The following is an 18,168-nucleotide window of genomic DNA, read 5'->3' on the forward strand; positions in this document are numbered from 1 at the left end:
ATATATTTTACCAACCGTTTATGTGTCATCTCATTCTTGGTTTACTTACGCAAGAGAGTCCCATCTCAAAAAAAAAACGACAGTAGTTATACATTAGACTGGCACCGTTAAATCAATTAAAGTAACGTCGATATAGACAGGTATCGTCAGTTCATGGTCTTCGACACAAATGCATGATAGCTGTGATAATTAGAAAGCAAATTATAAATTTTTTTGCGATGAACCTAATTGTCTGACTATTGAACATTTCGCTGATATAAATAGTTTGAGTTTTTATAGCCTGAGTAAAATATACAATACTAAGAGCCAATAATTTTGATTAGAAGATAATTGCGGTGGTAAGGAAAAGTTAGTGAAAAAAATTGACTACCATATTGAAACACTAAGAGGAGTAGCGATCCTACTTATTTTATTTCTTCATTTAAGTGTAGAGCGCGAGTTCAATTCGATAAAGAGTAGTCTAGATGTCGTCTCATATGTTTTTACAAATATCAGGATACCTCTTTTCACTGTTATTTCTGGTTACTTTTATGCGTTACTGAAATGCGACGAAATCGACAGAAAGAAGTTAATTTCCTCTAAATCAATGCGCCTCTTAGTTCCGCTTTATTTTGCAATACTTGCAGAATTTTTAGTTGAAAGGTTTGTACTTAATAAAAATTCTCAGACCTTATATGAAAATTTTTTAGGAGACTTTTTTTATGCAAATGGCCATTACTGGTTTGTACAGGCAATATTCTTAATATTTCTTACTTACCGGTTAACGTACTTTTTACGACAAAAGACTCCTTATTTTACTCTCGTATTTTTTGTTGCGACAACGTTATTCTATATATTTGCAAGAAACACAGCCTTAAATACGAATTTCTTTTCTATTGGTGGTGCCCTTTACTTGTACCCCTATTTTATATTAGGCGCTTCATACAGGAATATTCAGAAAAGTAATTTGTATCCATCGCTTTTTGTATTGTGCCTTACATTATTTGTAAGTCTGTTTATTGCTCAATTCTATTGTTATTTTTATGGTGCAGAAGAATTGTTTGCGAAACGCTCAACGCTCGGGATCCTTCTTGGAATTACTGCCTGTTTCACTTTGCTCAGTATCAAATTTGAAAGCAAGTTTATTGCATGGATAGGCGGTTTTTCCTTTGCTATTTATTTGTATCAGTCCTTTACTTCAAAAGTCGCAAAAGTAGTTATTTTTAATGTTTTTGATATGGATGGGTATTTAGCGTTATTTTTGATAATCGCACTAACCACTGCACTAGGTATACTAGTTCACATCGTCGCGTTCAGATACTCGCTCACCAGAAGGCTTGTACTTGGACTGACGAAGCGAAAAAAGTAGAGCTAACGAGTATCGGTGGGATTTTTGTAAAGGAGCTTCAGTAGCTTTGCAGAAGTAAGAAATAAAAAAGGTCAGCTAAGTAAGCTGACCTAAATTTTAAAATATGATTCTTTGATTACTCTACGTTATTTCACTTGGTATAGAGCTTAATCGAAATAGTATTTAACTCCAGCGCTTAGCCTTATGTCAGTATATTCAGCGCCGTAAACTCCTGTGCTGAATGAGCCATCTCGATTTAAATAGGTTAGCGTTAAATCAGTATATAATCTTGGGCTTAACTTTTTATTAAAACCCGAAGTAAGGCTAAAGTTATCGCTTTCGCCGCTGGGTAACCTAAGTGATGACTGTTCGATCTGGGCAAAACCGACACTACTGACAAAGTTTAAGGTACTGTTTAACCTATAAGTCGCACTGACGTTAACTGACGCTGTGTCTCGTTTAAATTGTTGAGTAAGTCTTTCATCTTCCGCGACTTGGATACTCACTAACAAATTGAGTTTAGATTTAACGTAGCCTATTGTTGCCGTTAACGCTTCTCTAAGAATTATTTCTTCTTCTAATGAGATGTTATCTTCGAAGACAGGGATCGCCTGCAAACCTTCCCCAGGAACATAATCTAAATCTGCTAACAAATCACAGGTATTGATGTTATCAACGCCTATGGGGCAGACATAAAATCCAGTTGGATCAGTTTCGGTTAATAGGCGTGAAGTACTGGTTATACGATCAAAGTAAGATAGCCTAGCACTGGAGCGTTTAGTCCGATAGTCGAAATTAACATCTGCTCGGCTACCATAGGCGTTTTTGCCGACTTCAGCATTAAAAGAAGTGCGCGGTGAAAACGCCCAACGCATATCTAAACCGACAAATTGCTCACCATCGATTTCCGGATTGTCAGACTCGCTTTCATTTAGCGTTACTGCTATGTATCGACTTTTTGATTGTCGATAAACTAAACCCGCACCGTAACTGGTAAATTCGTCTTTATCCGTAAACGTTTCGCTTTCATCTGCCACTTCGTTTTCATCATGGTAGGCCGTCAAGCGAATACCTACATTAGAAAAAAGAAGTGAGTCGAGATATACGTCGCCTGTGCGACTCGTAAAATCATTCAGACCAGTTTCACGCTCAGTTTTACGATAGTTCCCTTTGATATTCCATAAGAACCGTTTGGCATTATCGCCATTGAATATGCGAGCTCGTGCAAAAAGGTTGTTGCTATCGAGTGCTGACTCAGACACAGTTCCAGTCCGTACCCTATCAGACTCGACGGAGGTATAACTAAGGTTCGCTGTCGTATTGAACCAATTTCCTTCTAAATAGTTTAGCCTAACGCCTGCGCGGTTATTTTGAATCTTTGCGAGATTACCGTCATTGTTAAGATAGTCTGAAACCAGGTAGTTATTGGGATCAGAATTTCGATACCTTGTGGCACCGGAGCCACTGAACGTTAATAAGTTTTCAATTGCCGTCCACGAAGCACCCATCTGATATTCACCGTATGTTTGGCTGCTATCAAAAAAATCACTGTTTCTTTCTAAATGCGTTACGCTACCTTGCAAATTGAGCTCTAAAGATTCGGATTCGTAGAATGCGCCAACCGAAGGCTTGAGTTGAAGTGTAAAGATATCTTGATCACCTCGAGCGGAAGAATCAAGTTGCTGGTAAATTAGATTCGATTCCGCTTTAGTGATCAGATTTACATCGGCTACCACCGGGCTAGCGATCAGCCCGACAGTTCCAGCTATTAAAATCTGGCTACCAATGCGCTTATACGTGCATTCCATTTTAGTCTTGATTCTCTGCGTAATAATATCCATAGTAACCCGCTTTTTCAGCATCAGAGTTAATTGATTTATTCACAACAAATCCTATAGCCATATTTGAACTCAGCCGTTCTACAGAGTGTCTGATGTCGCTAAGTTTCGATCTGCCTTCCTCAACTACTACCACCGCTTGGCCAGCAAAGTTTGCCAGGATAGCTGTCTCGTTAATTCCTATTAAGGGAGGCGTGTCTATAATTACTACACGGTCAGGATATCTATTTGCGAATTCGTCCACTGTTTTATGCATCTTCCGGCTGGCTAATAATTCAGTGGTAGAGTGGTGAGTCTTACCTGCGGGTATGATTTTCAGTTTATCCACGTTCGTTGGATAAAGCACATCAGCAATATCTTCTACTTCGCCCGTAAGATATTCGATCATCCCTTTTCGACCTTCCAGACCCAGTGTATTTAACACGTTGGGTTTAAGCACATCTGCGTCGACTAATAACACTGTTTTATCTTGCTCTGAAGCAATACTCAGAGCCAGGTTAATTGCCGAAAAGGTTTTACCTTCAGAGGGACGCGCACTCGTTACCATGATGATATTGCTATTATTTAACGTTTTAGATAGCGACCCGAAAGCGTTTTTAATCAACTTTCGCTTAATCTCACGGTATTCTTCATTAATTTGCGTACGTCCACCATCAAGTGAGACCAACCCATTTTCATTCAACCTATCAAAGTCGATTTCGAATTGAGGAGTAACACTTTTTTGTTGTTTTGATGGAGCACTAGTTTTTTCTTCAGAAGATCGAAGCGTCGGTTTTACCTCATGTGTGGGAGTCTCTTGCTGCTTTTTTAAAGCCTGCGTTTCTCTTTGCTTTTGCAATGCTTTTTCAATAGTACTTCTCATTACAACACACCCGGTAACTGAATATTAAGAACTTCTGCACTGACGAGGAAGCCATACATCACTACGATCACACCCGACGAAGCGGCGAACACGGCCATACGTGTACGATTCTTTTTCGTAATCGCATCTGCATGTAAGTGACTCACAACTCCCCAAACAGGGTACTCAGTAATATCAGACAATTGATTAGCTCGCACTAATACAGGAGAAAGTTGATTGACTAAAAATGCAATACCTATCCCGGTGGCAAACCCAACTAGGAGTACTAGTGTATAGAGCAACACTCGATTGGGTCCTGCTGGTTTATTAGGAACAAGAGGAGGTTCAATAATTCTAAACTGAAATTCTTCCGCCGAGACTTCTGCTCGACGGGATAGGTCTGCAGATTCTCTTCTTGAAAGAAGTTCCTCGTAACGACTTTTGGTAATCCCATAGTCTCGGTTAAGCGAAGCGAGTTCTGCTTCTATTTGAGGAACTAAATCTATTTTTGACTCAAGGCTGACTATTTTGTTTTGTAAGCTTTTCTCTTTAACTTTTAGGGATGCAAAATTACTTTGAAGACGACTCACTTCAAGCGTCAATTGGCTATTCAAATCACCAATTGGTTGACTGGTATCCATTCCTTGCTCTTCCATAAATTTGCGGATTTCTTCATCTCTGGAGTCTTCCAATTTAGCAAGAAGCGCTTTTGTTTCGATAACATCAGGGTGCTGGTCAGTATAGCTTAAAGTGAGGTTATCTAGCCTATCCTCTAATGATTTTATCCTGTCGTCGTAGCGGGTTTTTAACCCGGTATCACTTTCCGTTCGCACACCAAAATTATCGGAAACCTTAGTCGATGACATTTGACCTTTTACGGAATCGATTTGACGCTGGGTTTGTTCGATTTCCAATTGCGTTGTTTCAAGGTCATTGCGTAAACCTTGCAGTTGATTGTAGAACGTGCCCTGTAAAGGTAATACATCACTATATTTACGCTTAAAATCAGCAAGTCGCTGTTCCGAATCGGATAGTCTTGTTTCGTAATCGGCTATTTGTTCATCGAGAAAACGACCTGCGGTGTCAGTATCACGACGGTTGTTCCCTAACGAGCCTTCAACGAATAATTCCAGCGTTTCCTGTACGACCCGTTGCGCTACATTCGGATTACGATGTTTGAAATTTATCGTATAAATGTTGTCTTTGCCGGTGGACTCTAATTCAATGGTATCGCTTAAGCGATCGATCAATTGATTAAACTGTTTATCAGTTCTTGCAGTGATATCTAAATCACTTTCCCTGGCAATTGTTTCTAAATTGGACCGACTCAATAAGGTTTTCGCCATCATATTAATCTCTTCCCTGGGATTAGATTGGATAGCAATATTTTCTAATATTGGTCTTAATGGTGAGCCCGTATCAACGTAAACCGTTGCGCTTGATAAATATTGATTTGGTAATGATGCTACATATAAAAAGCCTATCGGGCAGATAAGCCATGAGCAAATTATAATAAAGCGTTTTTTTAACCAGATGCCCTTAATGAAATCGAGCAACTGGTTTATTGATGGTTGTAAATCCTGCATTAATTTGTTCCGATGCTGCTAGAACCAAGCTTCCGGGATGATTATGATATCACCAGGAAGTATATCTACGTTCTTAGATATGTTTCCTTTACGAATAAGATCATCTATATCGATGTCATACGTTCTTTTTTCACCGTCTACGACCCGAACCAATTTTGCGCCGTTGCCATCTGCAAAATCAGTTAAGCCACCTACGGCTATCATCAAATCGAGCAATGTCATGTTTTTAGTGTAGTTAACCACCTTAGGGTTGGTCGCTTCACCAATGACTCTAACCTGTTCGCTTAATGGGCCAGAAAATGAGTTAACGCTTATTGTAACGCGTGGATTGTTGATATAGGTAGATAACTTTTCTTCAATTTCTCTTGCAAGGTTTGTAGGTGTTTTTCCCGCAACCTGAATATCTTCTACCAAGGAAGTGGTTACTTTACCATCGGGTCTGACAGTAAATGTGCCAGAAATGTCAGGATTCCGCCACACAAAAATATTTAACGAATCACCCGGACCAATTAAATATTCGTATTCACTGACGTTTGTCGTTAGTGATGCGTGAGTACTGGCCTCCGGCAACGTTGAGCTTGAACTACTACAACCCGCCAGTAGTGTTATTGAGGTGCCAAGAGCTAAATAAAGTAAGGGTTTAGAACGGTGCATAAGAGATCATCCTGCGCTCAAATGGTTAAATTTTTATCGTAATGTAATTTACCCTACGGTAAATACCACTATAATGCCATCATCATTTGTAGTCTATTACAATAATTATCATTATTATGTTCACTTTAGATGTAAAAGCAGGGGGCCGAGGGTGGCACTAAACAGGCGTAATCAAAGTAAGCGTTCCAATATTCTGGTTGTTACAGAAGCATTATTAATCGCTTACATGGGATATATAACACACTTTATCCTGGTACAGATTAATATCAGCCCGTCGGTTCCTATCGAGAAGTTGATGGTAAATGTTGGAATGTTAACCATTTCAATATTGATTTGTTCTTTATCAGTCGGCCTATACGAAACAAAACTTCGTGAGACTTTCAGGGGAATTATTCGTCGAATATTTGTCAGTGTGGGGTTAAGTTACTTTTTTGTCGAAGTTATCAGCCGCGCATTTTTCGATGCACTGATGATGCATCCTTATTTTCTACCTGCCGCTGTTTGCGCAATTATCATTACGCTGGTTGTATTTAGGTATTTTACAAATCGACTGGGGCTACTTGGACTCGGAAAAGTTCGTATTGTTGTATTGGGTGCCGGAGAGAGGGCTTCAATAATTGAAAAACGTATGCGCCGTGACGTCGACCGCATTGGTTTTGAATTATTAGGCTTCATCCCAATCCCGGGAGATAACCGGGAAGATGGCATTCGCAAAGAAAAAATTATTCACGTTAAGATAGACGAAAATTTTCAACAGTTCATTGTAGATAATGATATTGAAGAAATAGTTATCGCCTGTGATCAACGTCGAGGCACCTTACCCATCGATGTGTTATTTGAATGTCGTCTAAGGGGCATAGAAGTAACAGACCTACTTGATTTTATGGAACGAGAAACGGGTCAGATTGTGGTTAACTTGATGTATCCAAGCTGGGTTATCTATTCGAATGGTTTTCAAAGCCAAAATTATTTACGAGATGCATTAGATTATTTTTTAAATGCTTTTCTGGCAACCTTCGTACTGATTTTTGCTTGGCCATTTATGCTGATAACAGCGCTGATTATTTGGTTAGATGACGGCAGACGTACCCGTACTTCAGTATTTTATAAGCAAGAGAGAGTAGGCTTAAATGGCAAACTTTTTAAAATCATAAAGTTTCGCAGTATGCGCCCTGATGCAGAAAAGGATGGAGCAAAATGGGCCAGTAAGAATGATGATAGAGTGACGCGAATAGGACATTTTATTCGTAAATATCGAGTGGACGAGCTTCCTCAGTTAATTAATGTATTTAAAGGTGAAATGGCATTTATCGGACCGAGACCGGAGCGTCCAGAGTTTGTTGAGAAGCTCGTGCGGGAAGTGCCTTACTATAACCAGCGTCATAACGTGAAACCAGGGCTTGCTGGTTGGGCGCAGTTAAATTACCCCTATGGCGCGAGTGTAGAAGACTCAATGGAAAAGCTTAAGTTCGATTTATACTATGTTAAACATCAAAGCTTATTACTTGATATATTAATCTTAATTCGAACGGTAGAAGTGGTGCTTTTTGGTAAAGGCAGATAAAAACGTTAACTCGTTTGGCAGGGCCTATAGATCTAAATAAAAGCGAGCGCTTAAGATAGATAAAAAGGTAACAAGAGCAAACGTAGAAACCTTGCTTTTGTTACTGGAAAGCGGCCACAACTATTACAGACGTGCGAAAGTAAAGTCATAATTCTAAACCTTTGCGAAAGATGGCATGGGATGAGAGCTTCATCGCGAAGGGGGATATTTTATGTTTTCCGTTTGTGCTGGAAGGGAAGTTTACGTTCACTTGTATGAACCTACTTTTTACTTCCTACTTTTTACTTCCTACTTCCTACTTCCTACTTCCTATTTTATTACCAAATTGGGCGCGCAGCTGGCTATCTAGCCAGCTCTCAACGCGTTAACCCTTCTATGCAAGAGAGTCACTCCAGTGCAGGTGATAGTGTCAAAGTACCCTAGGTACAAGTGAACACTCATCCATTAAAATGCTCCTTCATTCGGAGTAAGGGGTTTTTACGGTTAGGTAAACAGTTTGGGAAGGCTAGGAGAAGACAAAAGCGCGTATGAAATCTAGGCATTTAAAAGGTTAAAAAGCTTCGGTTAAATAAAGAAGTGGTATGCACTAACGCGTTCATCAATTGAAACGCTCGTCCTAATCAACAATGCGACTTAACTAAATGGCTCATTCTTTCTCTAAACTAACCACACACTAACCCTATTTGATATCATTTAGCATAGTATGAAGGGGCCTCCGCTCTAGCGGAGGATGACGTTTAGACAATGCATTAAAAACGTAATGGAGTTATTTTACAGCTCTAAGCTTTTCTAGCCACGAAGCATATCTTATAGCGGTTCCCAAAGTTGGGGGAAAGCTCATGCGTGGAATTGTAAAACAATTTTCTTTATTTTCTTTGTGTGAAAGGGGGCAAAAAAAGCCAGGTTCAGAGGTTACCCCACCCATGTATCCCACTTTTTTAGCAACCTCGATAGATCTCTCGTCAAAATCTTCTACTTTGCCAACTGGGTAGCAAAGTATTCGTGAAGGGGTTGATAGATTGGCATCCAGTAATTGTTTACTCACTGTAATCTCTTCCACCAGTACATCATCTTTTAATGTTGATAATGGTTGATGGCTGCATGTATGTGAACCAATTGCTAATCCACGCGTTTCTAGCGTTCTGAGCTCTTGCCATGTAGAAGAGCGAAAGCTTTCAGTGCTGACTTCGTCTTCTGGGCTCAGTACAGGAATCAAAGCTTCTACAAACGAGCTTCTGTCAGCTGAGCCAAGACGTTTTACGTGGTCAGATAATATTCGCCTGACCTGTCGCTTATCCAGCAAATCGACTTTAGATAGATTAATATCTTGCAGATTCGATAGATTGACAGAGCGTAAGTTAGATTTGTTGACTAATGACGCGATTATTGCATCCCAGGGTAATTCGCTGTTGTCAATCATATTGGTAATGACAAACATGGTCGGCTTCGCATCGAACTCGAACATAACAGGTAGAAGTTTATCTACCTGATCTTTATAACCATCATCAATAGTGAAACAAACATAATGTCCTTTTGGATCTAAGTCTGTCGAACTGTTTACCAACTCATCCAAATAAATAAATTGAACATTATGTCTACTTAGACTCTCCAGCAATTGGTGGAGCATTACGGGATCAATACCTGTAAGGCCATGTTGACCGCGAGGTCTATGGAGCGTAAAAATACTCACGCGTTGGCCTAGAAGTCTGTTTGCCAGCCTATTTAGCCCGCGATTAAGTAACATCGATTGAATCAAAATGACATCCTGAACTATTTTAACTCTGAACGTAATGCTTCAAGTTCATCTTGCATTTTTTTGCTATTTACGCTCTCAATTTGACTCACAATCTGTCTACTTTGTTCTCTATCGCCAGATGCGAGCAAGGCCTGTGCGTAATGCAGCGCTATGCTTGAAGTAGGAGTAATACTATATGCTTTAGCGAATAGATCTACCGCCGCATTCTTATTCCCCATTTTTAACTCAATTTGTCCAAGTGTGTCGAGGAGACTAGGGACATTTTCTTGTAAAGCTATGGCATCGGTGGCAATCTTTTTAGCTTCCTCGTACTTTTCTTCATTCATTAACAACCATGCTAAATTATTCGCCGCTATAATATTGTTCGGTTGTTGTTTTAGAATTTCGCGGTACTGTTCTTTTGCCAACGCAGGATTATTATAAATCACTAAATTCGCGAGCAAATTGCGCGAATATACGTCGTCTGGATGACTTTCAACTCGATTGCTAAGAAATTCTTGAACTTTTTCTGGCTGATTAGTTGCCTTAAGCGCCAAAGCTATAGCTTTTACGTTAAATAAATTGGGGGCTTCTTCATAGTAAGCTTCTAACAATGGAAGGGCATCTTCAGGTTTATTTTCGGCTAACAGAATATGTCCTTTCAATCCTTGTCCTACCACGCTCGAAGAAAACTTGTCAGACGTTTTGTTTAACGCTTGTTTGGCTCTTCTCGTATCGTTTTTATCTAATAACTGTTTTATTTGGATTGCTTTTAAACTTTGTGACTGGGGAATATCTGAAATTGCCCGCTCTATTGCTTGCATCAGTTTATTATTTTTTCCAATATTTTTAAAATAACTAATCTGCGTTACTGCCGCAATTTCACTTTGAGGTTGTAGTCTCACCCATTTTGCTAAAAGATCCTCCGCATCATTAAAGTTTTCTTCCTGTAAATAGCTTTCTAACCGTGTGTGGTAATAGTCATCGGAAGCACTTCTGAGCATATCGTCATCCAGTTGAAGCGTTCTGTGTACCTCATCGAATTTTCCTTGGCGCAAATACAAGCGTGCTAATAGGACCCTCAATTCTGTATTGTTCGGTACCTTGTCTACAACCTTTTCCAGCTTGGCTATTCCTTTGTCTAAAGCATCTCTTGAGTACAAAGCGACAAGCATTTTGACGCCTTCAATAAACTCAGGTTTGCCTTCCACAAGCGGTTCCAGTTGTGCGATTGCTTCCTCTCGGTTACCTTCTACTAATGCCAGATTAGCAAAAAATATTCTTGAAGGTGGGTTTAGTTCGTCAATCTTTTGCGCTTCTAAATATGCATCAGTGGCTTTTTCAAACTCGTTTTTTTCTCTGTATGCTAGCGCAATAGTATTGTACCCGAGCAACTTACTGCTTTCAGATTTAATCAATTCCTGGCCGAATTTCATTAATGAGTCTACGTTACCACTTTTTAAATAGGCATCAATTAATCCTAACTTAGCGCCCTGTAGATTCTCATTTTTGGCAATGGCATTCTCTAGATCAGCAGCCCCAGACATATCATTTAATTGGATTTTTAATAAACCCACGCGAGCAATATCTTCGGCGTTTTCTAGATCTATTGATTCTAATTCTTGTAATATTTCCCGAGCTTTATCTTCTTTTCCCGATCGAGCTAAGTTAGTGCCTAGCATTGCCACAACACTTGCATCTTCACTAGTCAGATTGTCCCATCGCTTAACGGTTGCTGAAGCCTCTTGATCATAGCCCAGTAATATTTGGGTTAAAACATACAGTCGGCGGGCAGGGTGGTCGCCGGGGAGCTTGTTCACTACCGTCTTCAAACTTTGGTAAGACTGCTCATAATTTTCAAGTTGATAATCACTGATCCCCTTTATTACCATGGCTACCTCGGTTCGTAAACCTGCGGTTACAGCGATGTCGATCATACGCTTAGCGGTTTTATAATCCTGCTCATTGAATGCAATAATGGCACCTAGCTGGTTTACATAGGGGTGTCCAGGAAACTCTTTTAGCAGTTTCGAAGTTAACTGTTTACCTTCGTCATACTCACGCGCCTGAACGAGGGCACCCGCGAGTAATACTTTTGCTTCTCGCGATTCAGGTTGCATTTCACTGTATTTCCTAAAGGCGGAAATAGCTGACTGGTAGTCATTAGCTTTCAAGTTAAGCTGCCCTAACAGTAGGTGGGCTTCTGCAACCTCTGGATTCTCGTCTAACAGTTCGTTTAACAGCGAAATGGCTTCGTCTAAACTTTTTGAATTGTTGGTAACATAGACATTTCCGAGCTGAGAGTAAGTGGAATCTTGCCCCACTTGCGAGGCTTGCTCGAAAAACAGTATCGCCTCTTCTTTCTTGCCTACTGCGGAAGCAGCCACCCCCTTATAAACATACATCTGTGCTATTTGGTCATCGGATAAATTACTGGCATCGAAATCGGTATTAATAACTTCTTCAAACTCGCCTAATCGTACTTGCGCACGGGCGATACCTAATTTAACTTCGGGGCTATTGTTACCTAGCTGTTGGGCTTTTCTATATTCTTTTTCTGCGCCAGCGTAATTTCCGTTGGCTAACAAAACCTGAGCTAATAGTAGTCTTGCTTCTACATCGTTAGGGTTTTCAACCAGAACATTCTGCAGATCTATTCGTGCTTCGTTTAATTGCCCGCTTTTTAAAGCAGCTTCGGCATTTGCTACCGCTTCGTCACGGTTTATTGCTGGCGTACACCCCATACTTGCAGCAATTAACAAAGGCAATACGAACGTTCTCTTTAGCATAAATGTTTCCTTTTACACGTTAATCTATTTACAATGACCCGAATAGCAAGAATATGATTACGGATTCTTGTACAGAAAAGATATATGTGGTTGATAAACGAACAATCTTGATGGATTGTTTCTTCGTATATATATCGAAGTTGATACTGTAACTCAAGTGAGTAATAAAAAGTAGAATCTATGGCAAATGTTAACGCAATGACAGTGGATGTTGAAGAATACTTTCAGGTAGAAGCTTTCGCACAAGATATTGCAATAAGCGAATGGTCGAAATATGAATCACGTCTTGCATTACAAATGGAAAAACTACTTTCAGTTTTTGCTCAGACAAATGTTAAAGCTACGTTTTTCACGTTGGGCTGGATAGCCAAAGCCCATCCGGGCGTGGTTAAACAAATTGTTGCTCAGGGGCATGAAATTGCTAGCCATGGATTTATGCATCAGCATTTGTCAAAGCAAAACGCTGACGTTTTTTTTGAGGATATTTCAAAAGCCAAATCTTTGATAGAAGATATTGCCGGATGCGAAGTGAAAGGGTATCGCGCACCGTGTTTTTCGATAAGCGCCGACAATGACTGGGCGCATGATTTAATTGCAAAAGCGGGCTATGAATATAGCTCAAGTAGCTATCCAATAAACCATGATTTGTATGGCGTGCCCAATGCACCTAAACATCCCTATAAGCTTGCCAATGGGCTATTGGAAATCCCGGTTACCACTGCTATGTGGAGAAACAGAGTGTTTCCTGCTGGGGGTGGTGGATATTTTCGTTTACTCCCCTTCGCTGTTTTTAATTGGTTGTTTCAAAAAAGCGATGTGAATGCGGTAGCCAATTTTTATACTCATCCTTGGGAGTTTGATCCTCAGCAGCCAAGGATCCAAAGTAATTTTAAATCTAGCTTCCGCCACCACGTTAACCAGCGTAGTGCGCTTAAAAAGCTTACTAAGCTCTGTGAACGGTATAATTGGACGTCTATGGCTGATGCCTATTTACCGAATACCTATCCCCAACTAGGTACATGGGAAAAGGTAGCAAATGGTGACTATTGATTTCGTTTGAACCACCAAAGCAAAATTAACTTTTTGATTGGACTAATTTTCTTAGGTAAGCAACAAAGGCCAAATTTCTTTTGTTTTTTGTTGCCCCACTTATATTTATACGCTTCGTCTCCGCGTAAGAAATCAACCTTGTTAATCTTCAACTCTTTAAAATGAGTGAAAATTTGTTCAAGTAAAATCATGCCGGGTGAATATTGCCGAAAGTCGGGGTTAATTACGGGAACAAAATAGTAAAGACATTCGTTTACTTTAAACCCCAGATGCGCAGCAACAATTTGTTCGTCCAACTTTATACTTGCAATATGTAGTGTATTACCACAATCTTTAAGCAGTTTTTGTATATCATCCCTGTCATTATAGTTTGTTAGTGCACCTTCTCCATGCCTGTCAGCATTCTTGTTTAGAATCCAACCAACTAACGTTCTGTCGTAACCTGAATCAAGTGAGGTCACGAAATTGCCTTTTTCCTCCAGTTTTCTTCGGCGTCGGCTGGCATCTCCAATCACTTTCTTTTTTATGGGGCCAAGTTTTTCTGCATAACTGACATGTTCCCAACGATTGAATTTTTTAATTGTGCCAAATCGTTTAGCACTGCTTACAACAACACTTGTAAGGTGATGATCGGGATTGTGCAAAAAAACTGGCAGAGATTTGAATGCAGAATAAGATAAAGCCGAAAACGCTGCGTCTAAATAATCACTTAAAAGAAAGCGTGAACTGCCAAGTAGTGATTGATAATCGGTAAAGCGCTGACAAAGATGGACTAATCCCTCAATACGCATTTTATGTATCACGACTTTTTTAGCCAGCGGTAAAATGGCCACACACTCTTCCTGATCCCATATTGATAAAATAATAGGTTGTGCTACATAGCTCGCTTGTTTTACACACCAATGAAAGTGGATAAAAGGTAAGGTATTTTCTTGCTCTTGTAGTTTCAACCAATGGTGTTCGAGCTCTGCAAAAGCTGAGTGGCCCAAGTGAATTTTAGTTTGTAGCTTACTCATCAGGGGAGTTGGCTCGCGACGAATGGCCCTATCCGGTTCGCTAACCAAACAGGGATGCGCTGCCATAACGCAATAGCTAATTTAAACTTAGGATTGTCTGGATTAAGGCTTTGCTCATTATTTTGAGCTGTAGCTAAGCTGTACCAATAATGTTGAACTGGAACTGCGCCCCATTGTTTTTTAAATCGATAAGTACCCGCATCTTGGGTAGAGCGACCAAAATCGAACCATTTAAATTTCTCAGTTATGGCGTATTTCAAAATATTGTCATACATCCACATATTGATATTCATTTTGTTGGCAGAACGTAAAGTAGAAGCCCAGGGTATTTCCATTATGTCCTGGTGGGTGGTTAGAAATGCGGCCCCCACCGCTTTATTGTTGACATACACTACCGCGATTCGAGCGCTGCTTTCCAACTTGATTAGCAGCGAGCGGAAAAATGATTTGTGCTCCACCGGGGTACCCAAATCTCGCATGTTAGTTGAGAAAACCTTATAAAAGTCGTTGAGTAGCTCTTCACTTCCTACCTTAAACTCAGGCGAATACTCTTCCGCTTTTTTGGCCTGCGCTCTTACCTTAGCGCCTACCTGTTTCTCGAAAATAGATACTGTCTCAGGTAATGCTCTAAGCATAGACACTTTCTTCGTAGACGCCTGTCTGTCAATTTTGGTAGAGGTTCTGATTTCAGCGTACTTATCATCTACCGACCGGGCATGTTGATCATACGCCTCTATTAGTGATGCGAAGACGCGTTTGCATGAAGTTATGGGACCCCCATAGTTAAAGAATGGCAGGGAGACCGCAAATTGACCAAAAAGTGGGGTTGTCATTCTTACCACTGGCATGCCTCCAATTAGTTCACCGTCTTGGGACCATGCGCCAAAAATTTCGTATTTTAAATGAGGTTGAGTTTTGTAAAACTCATAAATAGCTTTAGAGTGATAAAGGGACGCGTGCTTCGCTTGAGCGACGTAATCCCACCACGTATCCTTTTCATTTGAAGAAACTAATTTTTTGACGCTGATTTCCCCTGAGTAGGTTTCTTTCAAAGGTCGGAATAGAGGAGGGAATGGGCGTACGTCCTTTTGTGTATTCTTTTTCGATTTAGTTGCCTTTACCCGGGCCTTTAATTCAGCCTCGGATTCTTTCAACTTTTCACTGACGCCTTGCATCGATTGGATAAGCGCTTGATGCGCATCGCTGCCAGTTGTCACATCTTTAAATTGTCTGGCAATTTGTCCTTTTTTTTCTTTCAATTCTTTAATGAGCAGTTTGAGCTCTTGGTTTTTATTGCACATTTGATTATTAGCTTGCTCACTCATAAAGCCGGAACCTGACGTAATTCACTATAATAAGGGGAAAGAAGTTTAGCCATTTGCAACGCATGATCATAGGTTACACCGGCGTGTACCGGTAATGTAAAAAAACCATTCGCAATGCTATCTGCAATCGGCGTCGGAAACGGCTGCTCGACTCGTTGCGCAATATCATCAATAGTAGAAAGTGGTTTCTCATACATTGCAGACGCGCCGAGACCATATTCATTGCATTTGGCGACAATTTTGTCTCTTACTTGCTTGTTGACGGCTAGCATGGGAAAACGTAATAAACGTTTGTCAGTACCCTGTTGAGACCACGCGAAGGGGATATTTAACTTCAGAAAATCCATGACTTGGGTGGACTGTGATAGATATTTCAAAGCCGCCCACCGACTTAGACCAATTTTTTCTTTGTCCAGGGATTCAATATTTTCAAGTGGATGAAAAGTAGTAGCACCCAACTTCAAGAATGGAAGCCTGCAAAGCATTCCATACGGCAGTGGATGGCATATAAAATTAAAAATATGCGCTTTTATTCTCGTAGAATATCCCACGGCAGTTGAATGGTCATCGTCGGCGGTTCGTTGAACGTTGTCAAACCACTCATTATATTGTTTTTTCCACGCTACCAATCCACCACCTAACATATTAACTGGCTTTCCTCTACCAAACGATGCGATGAAAAAATCACAATGCTGCGTTTCTGAAGGCAATATATATTGGCTAAAATTTTCTAAATTAGCCGCACGTACAGTCGGATCCTCATGTTCAGGAAACCACTGAGCATTGTCCTCAATTATGTAAACATTATCGGCGAGTACGTCTCTTAAAGGTTGAATGGGCATAGATATACCTACAAGCGATGGACAAATGACCGCTAATATTTCACCTTTAAGTGAGTTAAGCTGCGTAAGGTCGTATTGGTAACTTGCAGCGTCAAAATCAACAATTACAGCTTGAGTGCGCGCGAATTCACATGCTGCTACTAGGTCAGGACATGCATATCCCGGAATTATTACCTTTCGTTTTGGGTTAGCCGAGTGCTGTACGAGTCTTGTTAATATTAATCCTAATGCTGCCGTGCCTGAATTCAAGAAAGTATGCGCAAAACCCAAAAAATTAATTGGTTCAGGTTCTCGCGTAAATTTCTTAGTACTGGTAATCAACGGCGTCCCCACTGGGGGAAGTTGAGTTAAACTCATCGTGCAGAAGGCTGCCAAACGGCCATTCGTTTACCAGATAAGAACTGGATCCCAGCATCAAATAACGCCACATTCACTTGCGTAAAAAAGTAAATAATTTTAACCACGGAAATTTCTCTAAAGGACGCGGCCCAATGCGCGAACAGCGCGGTGCCATAAAAAAGTATCTGAGCGATATAAGCCAACGTATAAATCATTTCACCTTCTTTCATGCAAAAAGGGGTGATGATAAACAAGGCGAGTAGAGTCCAGGGAACGGTCCAGCGTAATAATTTGTGACTTATTACTTGAAATGCAAAAGCGCCAAACTTAAATGGATTTAAAACTTCAGGATGACGCTCAAGCGCTGTCATACCTCTGATAACAGTACGAATTTTTCTCGCATACTCTTTGCTAGGATCAGCCAGATCTGTATAGAAACCCAACACATCAGGCGCGGTAACCGCTTTGTAATCTGACTTGGCACAATTTAAAGCCGTGTTGAAGTCACTCGGGGAATGGATATCCCAGTCAGCACAAACTTCTACTCTAGCCGCGAAAAAGGAGCCGCTTAAGCCCACCAGTCCTGCGAGTAACGATTCTTGTTTGCGTAACCACATTTCATATTTAACATAGGCGCCTTCACCGGCAACCGTGCCATCTTTGCTGACGAATCTGTCTTCACTGCTGATAGCACCTACTTGAGGGTCACTAAAGTATTGAACGAGTTTTAATATTCCATCTTCTTCTATTCGGGTCGCAACATCCGAGAAAACGATAATACCTTCATCAACAGTCTTAATAGCCTGCAATTGTGCATTTTCTTTTCCTAACCGGTCTTGTGCACGGACGAGCTTTACGCCGCGTTCTGCGTATGTTGCTACGATTTCATCGGTGCCGTCGGTAGAGCAATCGGACGCAACTAACATCGTTAATTTTTCTGAGGGGTAGCGAAGTGATAGGGTGTTTTCTATTTTCTCACTAATCCGTTTCTCCTCATTGAAAGCGGTCACAATAATGGTCACCTGTGGTAATTCTTCTTCTGAGAACTCCTGGCGATAGTGCGATGGTAAACTTCGAAACTTTACCAATAAAGTGAGCGCTAAAGGATAGATGAAATAACTAAAAACAGAGAGTAGCAATAGAAGCCAAAACAGAAACGTCATAATACTTAATTTTATACCTCAAAGTTATGCTTATACTTTACCCTGCCGAATGCTATATTCGCAATCAATGATTTAGATGTCACGTATCAACGATTGCAC

Annotated in this window: 13 protein-coding genes; 3 read left to right on the plus strand and 10 right to left on the minus strand. The window is 40.5% G+C overall.

Going from position 1 to position 18,168, the window contains the following annotated elements; translation table 11 throughout:
• The first annotated feature begins 352 nt into the window (after nucleotides 1-352).
• Nucleotides 353-1,348: an acyltransferase family protein gene (locus OPS28_RS05470; protein ID WP_265608451.1), complete on the plus strand. Its 996-nt coding sequence runs from the start codon at nucleotides 353-355 to the stop codon at nucleotides 1,346-1,348.
• 146 nt (nucleotides 1,349-1,494) lie between these two features.
• Here the strand turns inward: OPS28_RS05470 and OPS28_RS05475 are convergent, their stop codons facing one another.
• The 4 genes from OPS28_RS05475 to OPS28_RS05490 are packed head-to-tail and all read right to left on the minus strand — an operon-like array spanning nucleotide 1,495 to nucleotide 6,246.
• The gene (locus OPS28_RS05475) at nucleotides 1,495-3,168 is read right to left on the minus strand and encodes a hypothetical protein (protein WP_265608452.1); all 1,674 of its coding nucleotides are present in this window, start codon (nucleotides 3,166-3,168) and stop codon (nucleotides 1,495-1,497) included.
• Nucleotides 3,137-4,027: an XrtA-associated tyrosine autokinase gene (locus tag OPS28_RS05480; protein ID WP_265608453.1), complete on the minus strand. Its 891-nt coding sequence runs from the start codon at nucleotides 4,025-4,027 to the stop codon at nucleotides 3,137-3,139. The genes OPS28_RS05475 and OPS28_RS05480 overlap by 32 nt, the downstream gene beginning before the upstream one ends.
• Nucleotides 4,027-5,592: an XrtA system polysaccharide chain length determinant gene (locus OPS28_RS05485; RefSeq protein ID WP_265608454.1), complete on the minus strand. Its 1,566-nt coding sequence runs from the start codon at nucleotides 5,590-5,592 to the stop codon at nucleotides 4,027-4,029. Before OPS28_RS05485 ends, OPS28_RS05480 begins: the two co-directional genes overlap by 1 nt.
• 18 nt (nucleotides 5,593-5,610) lie before the next feature.
• On the minus strand, nucleotides 5,611-6,246 hold the full coding sequence (locus OPS28_RS05490; protein WP_265608455.1) for an XrtA/PEP-CTERM system exopolysaccharide export protein: 636 nt from the start codon (nucleotides 6,244-6,246) through the stop codon (nucleotides 5,611-5,613).
• Between the two features lie 151 nt (nucleotides 6,247-6,397).
• Here OPS28_RS05490 and OPS28_RS05495 point away from each other — a divergent pair, with 151 nt between their 5' ends.
• Complete coding sequence (locus OPS28_RS05495; protein ID WP_265608456.1) at nucleotides 6,398-7,810, plus strand: TIGR03013 family XrtA/PEP-CTERM system glycosyltransferase; 1,413 nt, start codon at nucleotides 6,398-6,400, stop codon at nucleotides 7,808-7,810.
• A gap of 766 nt (nucleotides 7,811-8,576) precedes the next feature.
• Here OPS28_RS05495 and OPS28_RS05500 read toward each other — a convergent pair.
• Both OPS28_RS05500 and prsT read right to left on the minus strand, forming a co-directional pair.
• Nucleotides 8,577-9,566: a polysaccharide deacetylase family protein gene (locus tag OPS28_RS05500; RefSeq protein WP_265608457.1), complete on the minus strand. Its 990-nt coding sequence runs from the start codon at nucleotides 9,564-9,566 to the stop codon at nucleotides 8,577-8,579.
• A 14-nt stretch (nucleotides 9,567-9,580) separates the two neighbouring features.
• Entirely contained in the window at nucleotides 9,581-12,334 is a 2,754-nt protein-coding gene (gene prsT, locus OPS28_RS05505; protein WP_265608458.1) for an XrtA/PEP-CTERM system TPR-repeat protein PrsT, read from the minus strand.
• Between the two features lie 180 nt (nucleotides 12,335-12,514).
• Between prsT and OPS28_RS05510 the strand changes: the two genes are divergently transcribed.
• Nucleotides 12,515-13,384: an XrtA system polysaccharide deacetylase gene (locus OPS28_RS05510; protein ID WP_265608459.1), complete on the plus strand. Its 870-nt coding sequence runs from the start codon at nucleotides 12,515-12,517 to the stop codon at nucleotides 13,382-13,384.
• Here OPS28_RS05510 and OPS28_RS05515 read toward each other — a convergent pair.
• From OPS28_RS05515 to OPS28_RS05530, 4 genes are read right to left on the minus strand one after another with little or no spacing between them, the layout of a single operon-like run.
• A complete protein-coding gene (locus tag OPS28_RS05515; RefSeq protein ID WP_265608460.1) occupies nucleotides 13,378-14,466 on the minus strand; it encodes a GNAT family N-acetyltransferase in 1,089 nt (362 codons plus the stop codon). The two genes, OPS28_RS05510 and OPS28_RS05515, sit on opposite strands and share 7 nt — an antisense overlap.
• The gene (locus tag OPS28_RS05520; protein WP_265608461.1) at nucleotides 14,400-15,725 is read right to left on the minus strand and encodes a GNAT family N-acetyltransferase; all 1,326 of its coding nucleotides are present in this window, start codon (nucleotides 15,723-15,725) and stop codon (nucleotides 14,400-14,402) included. The genes OPS28_RS05515 and OPS28_RS05520 overlap by 67 nt, the downstream gene beginning before the upstream one ends.
• Nucleotides 15,722-16,924 carry a DegT/DnrJ/EryC1/StrS family aminotransferase gene (locus OPS28_RS05525; protein ID WP_265608462.1) on the minus strand — a complete coding sequence of 401 codons (1,203 nt, stop codon included), beginning with the start codon at nucleotides 16,922-16,924 and terminating at the stop codon, nucleotides 15,722-15,724. Before OPS28_RS05525 ends, OPS28_RS05520 begins: the two co-directional genes overlap by 4 nt.
• Nucleotides 16,921-18,069 carry a glycosyltransferase family 2 protein gene (locus OPS28_RS05530; protein WP_265608463.1) on the minus strand — a complete coding sequence of 383 codons (1,149 nt, stop codon included), beginning with the start codon at nucleotides 18,067-18,069 and terminating at the stop codon, nucleotides 16,921-16,923. The genes OPS28_RS05525 and OPS28_RS05530 overlap by 4 nt, the downstream gene beginning before the upstream one ends.
• Between the last annotated feature and the right edge of the window lie 99 nt (nucleotides 18,070-18,168).

This window comes from Alteromonas sp. ASW11-130, from assembly GCF_026183735.1.
In the GTDB taxonomy this organism is placed as follows: Bacteria; Pseudomonadota; Gammaproteobacteria; order Enterobacterales; family Alteromonadaceae; genus Alteromonas.

Excerpts from the sequence above, each read along its gene's own strand:
- OPS28_RS05475 (WP_265608452.1), bottom strand. The coding sequence starts at position 3,168 with ATGGATATTATTACGCAGAGAATCAAGACTAAAATGGAATGCACGTAT.
- OPS28_RS05480 (WP_265608453.1), bottom strand. The coding sequence starts at position 4,027 with ATGAGAAGTACTATTGAAAAAGCATTGCAAAAGCAAAGAGAAACGCAG.
- OPS28_RS05485 (WP_265608454.1), bottom strand. The coding sequence starts at position 5,592 with ATGCAGGATTTACAACCATCAATAAACCAGTTGCTCGATTTCATTAAG.
- OPS28_RS05490 (WP_265608455.1), bottom strand. The coding sequence starts at position 6,246 with ATGCACCGTTCTAAACCCTTACTTTATTTAGCTCTTGGCACCTCAATA.
- prsT (WP_265608458.1), bottom strand. The coding sequence starts at position 12,334 with ATGCTAAAGAGAACGTTCGTATTGCCTTTGTTAATTGCTGCAAGTATG.
- OPS28_RS05510 (WP_265608459.1), top strand. The coding sequence starts at position 12,515 with ATGGCAAATGTTAACGCAATGACAGTGGATGTTGAAGAATACTTTCAG.
- OPS28_RS05515 (WP_265608460.1), bottom strand. The coding sequence starts at position 14,466 with ATGGCAGCGCATCCCTGTTTGGTTAGCGAACCGGATAGGGCCATTCGT.
- OPS28_RS05520 (WP_265608461.1), bottom strand. The coding sequence starts at position 15,725 with ATGAGTGAGCAAGCTAATAATCAAATGTGCAATAAAAACCAAGAGCTC.
- OPS28_RS05525 (WP_265608462.1), bottom strand. The coding sequence starts at position 16,924 with ATGAGTTTAACTCAACTTCCCCCAGTGGGGACGCCGTTGATTACCAGT.
- OPS28_RS05530 (WP_265608463.1), bottom strand. The coding sequence starts at position 18,069 with ATGACGTTTCTGTTTTGGCTTCTATTGCTACTCTCTGTTTTTAGTTAT.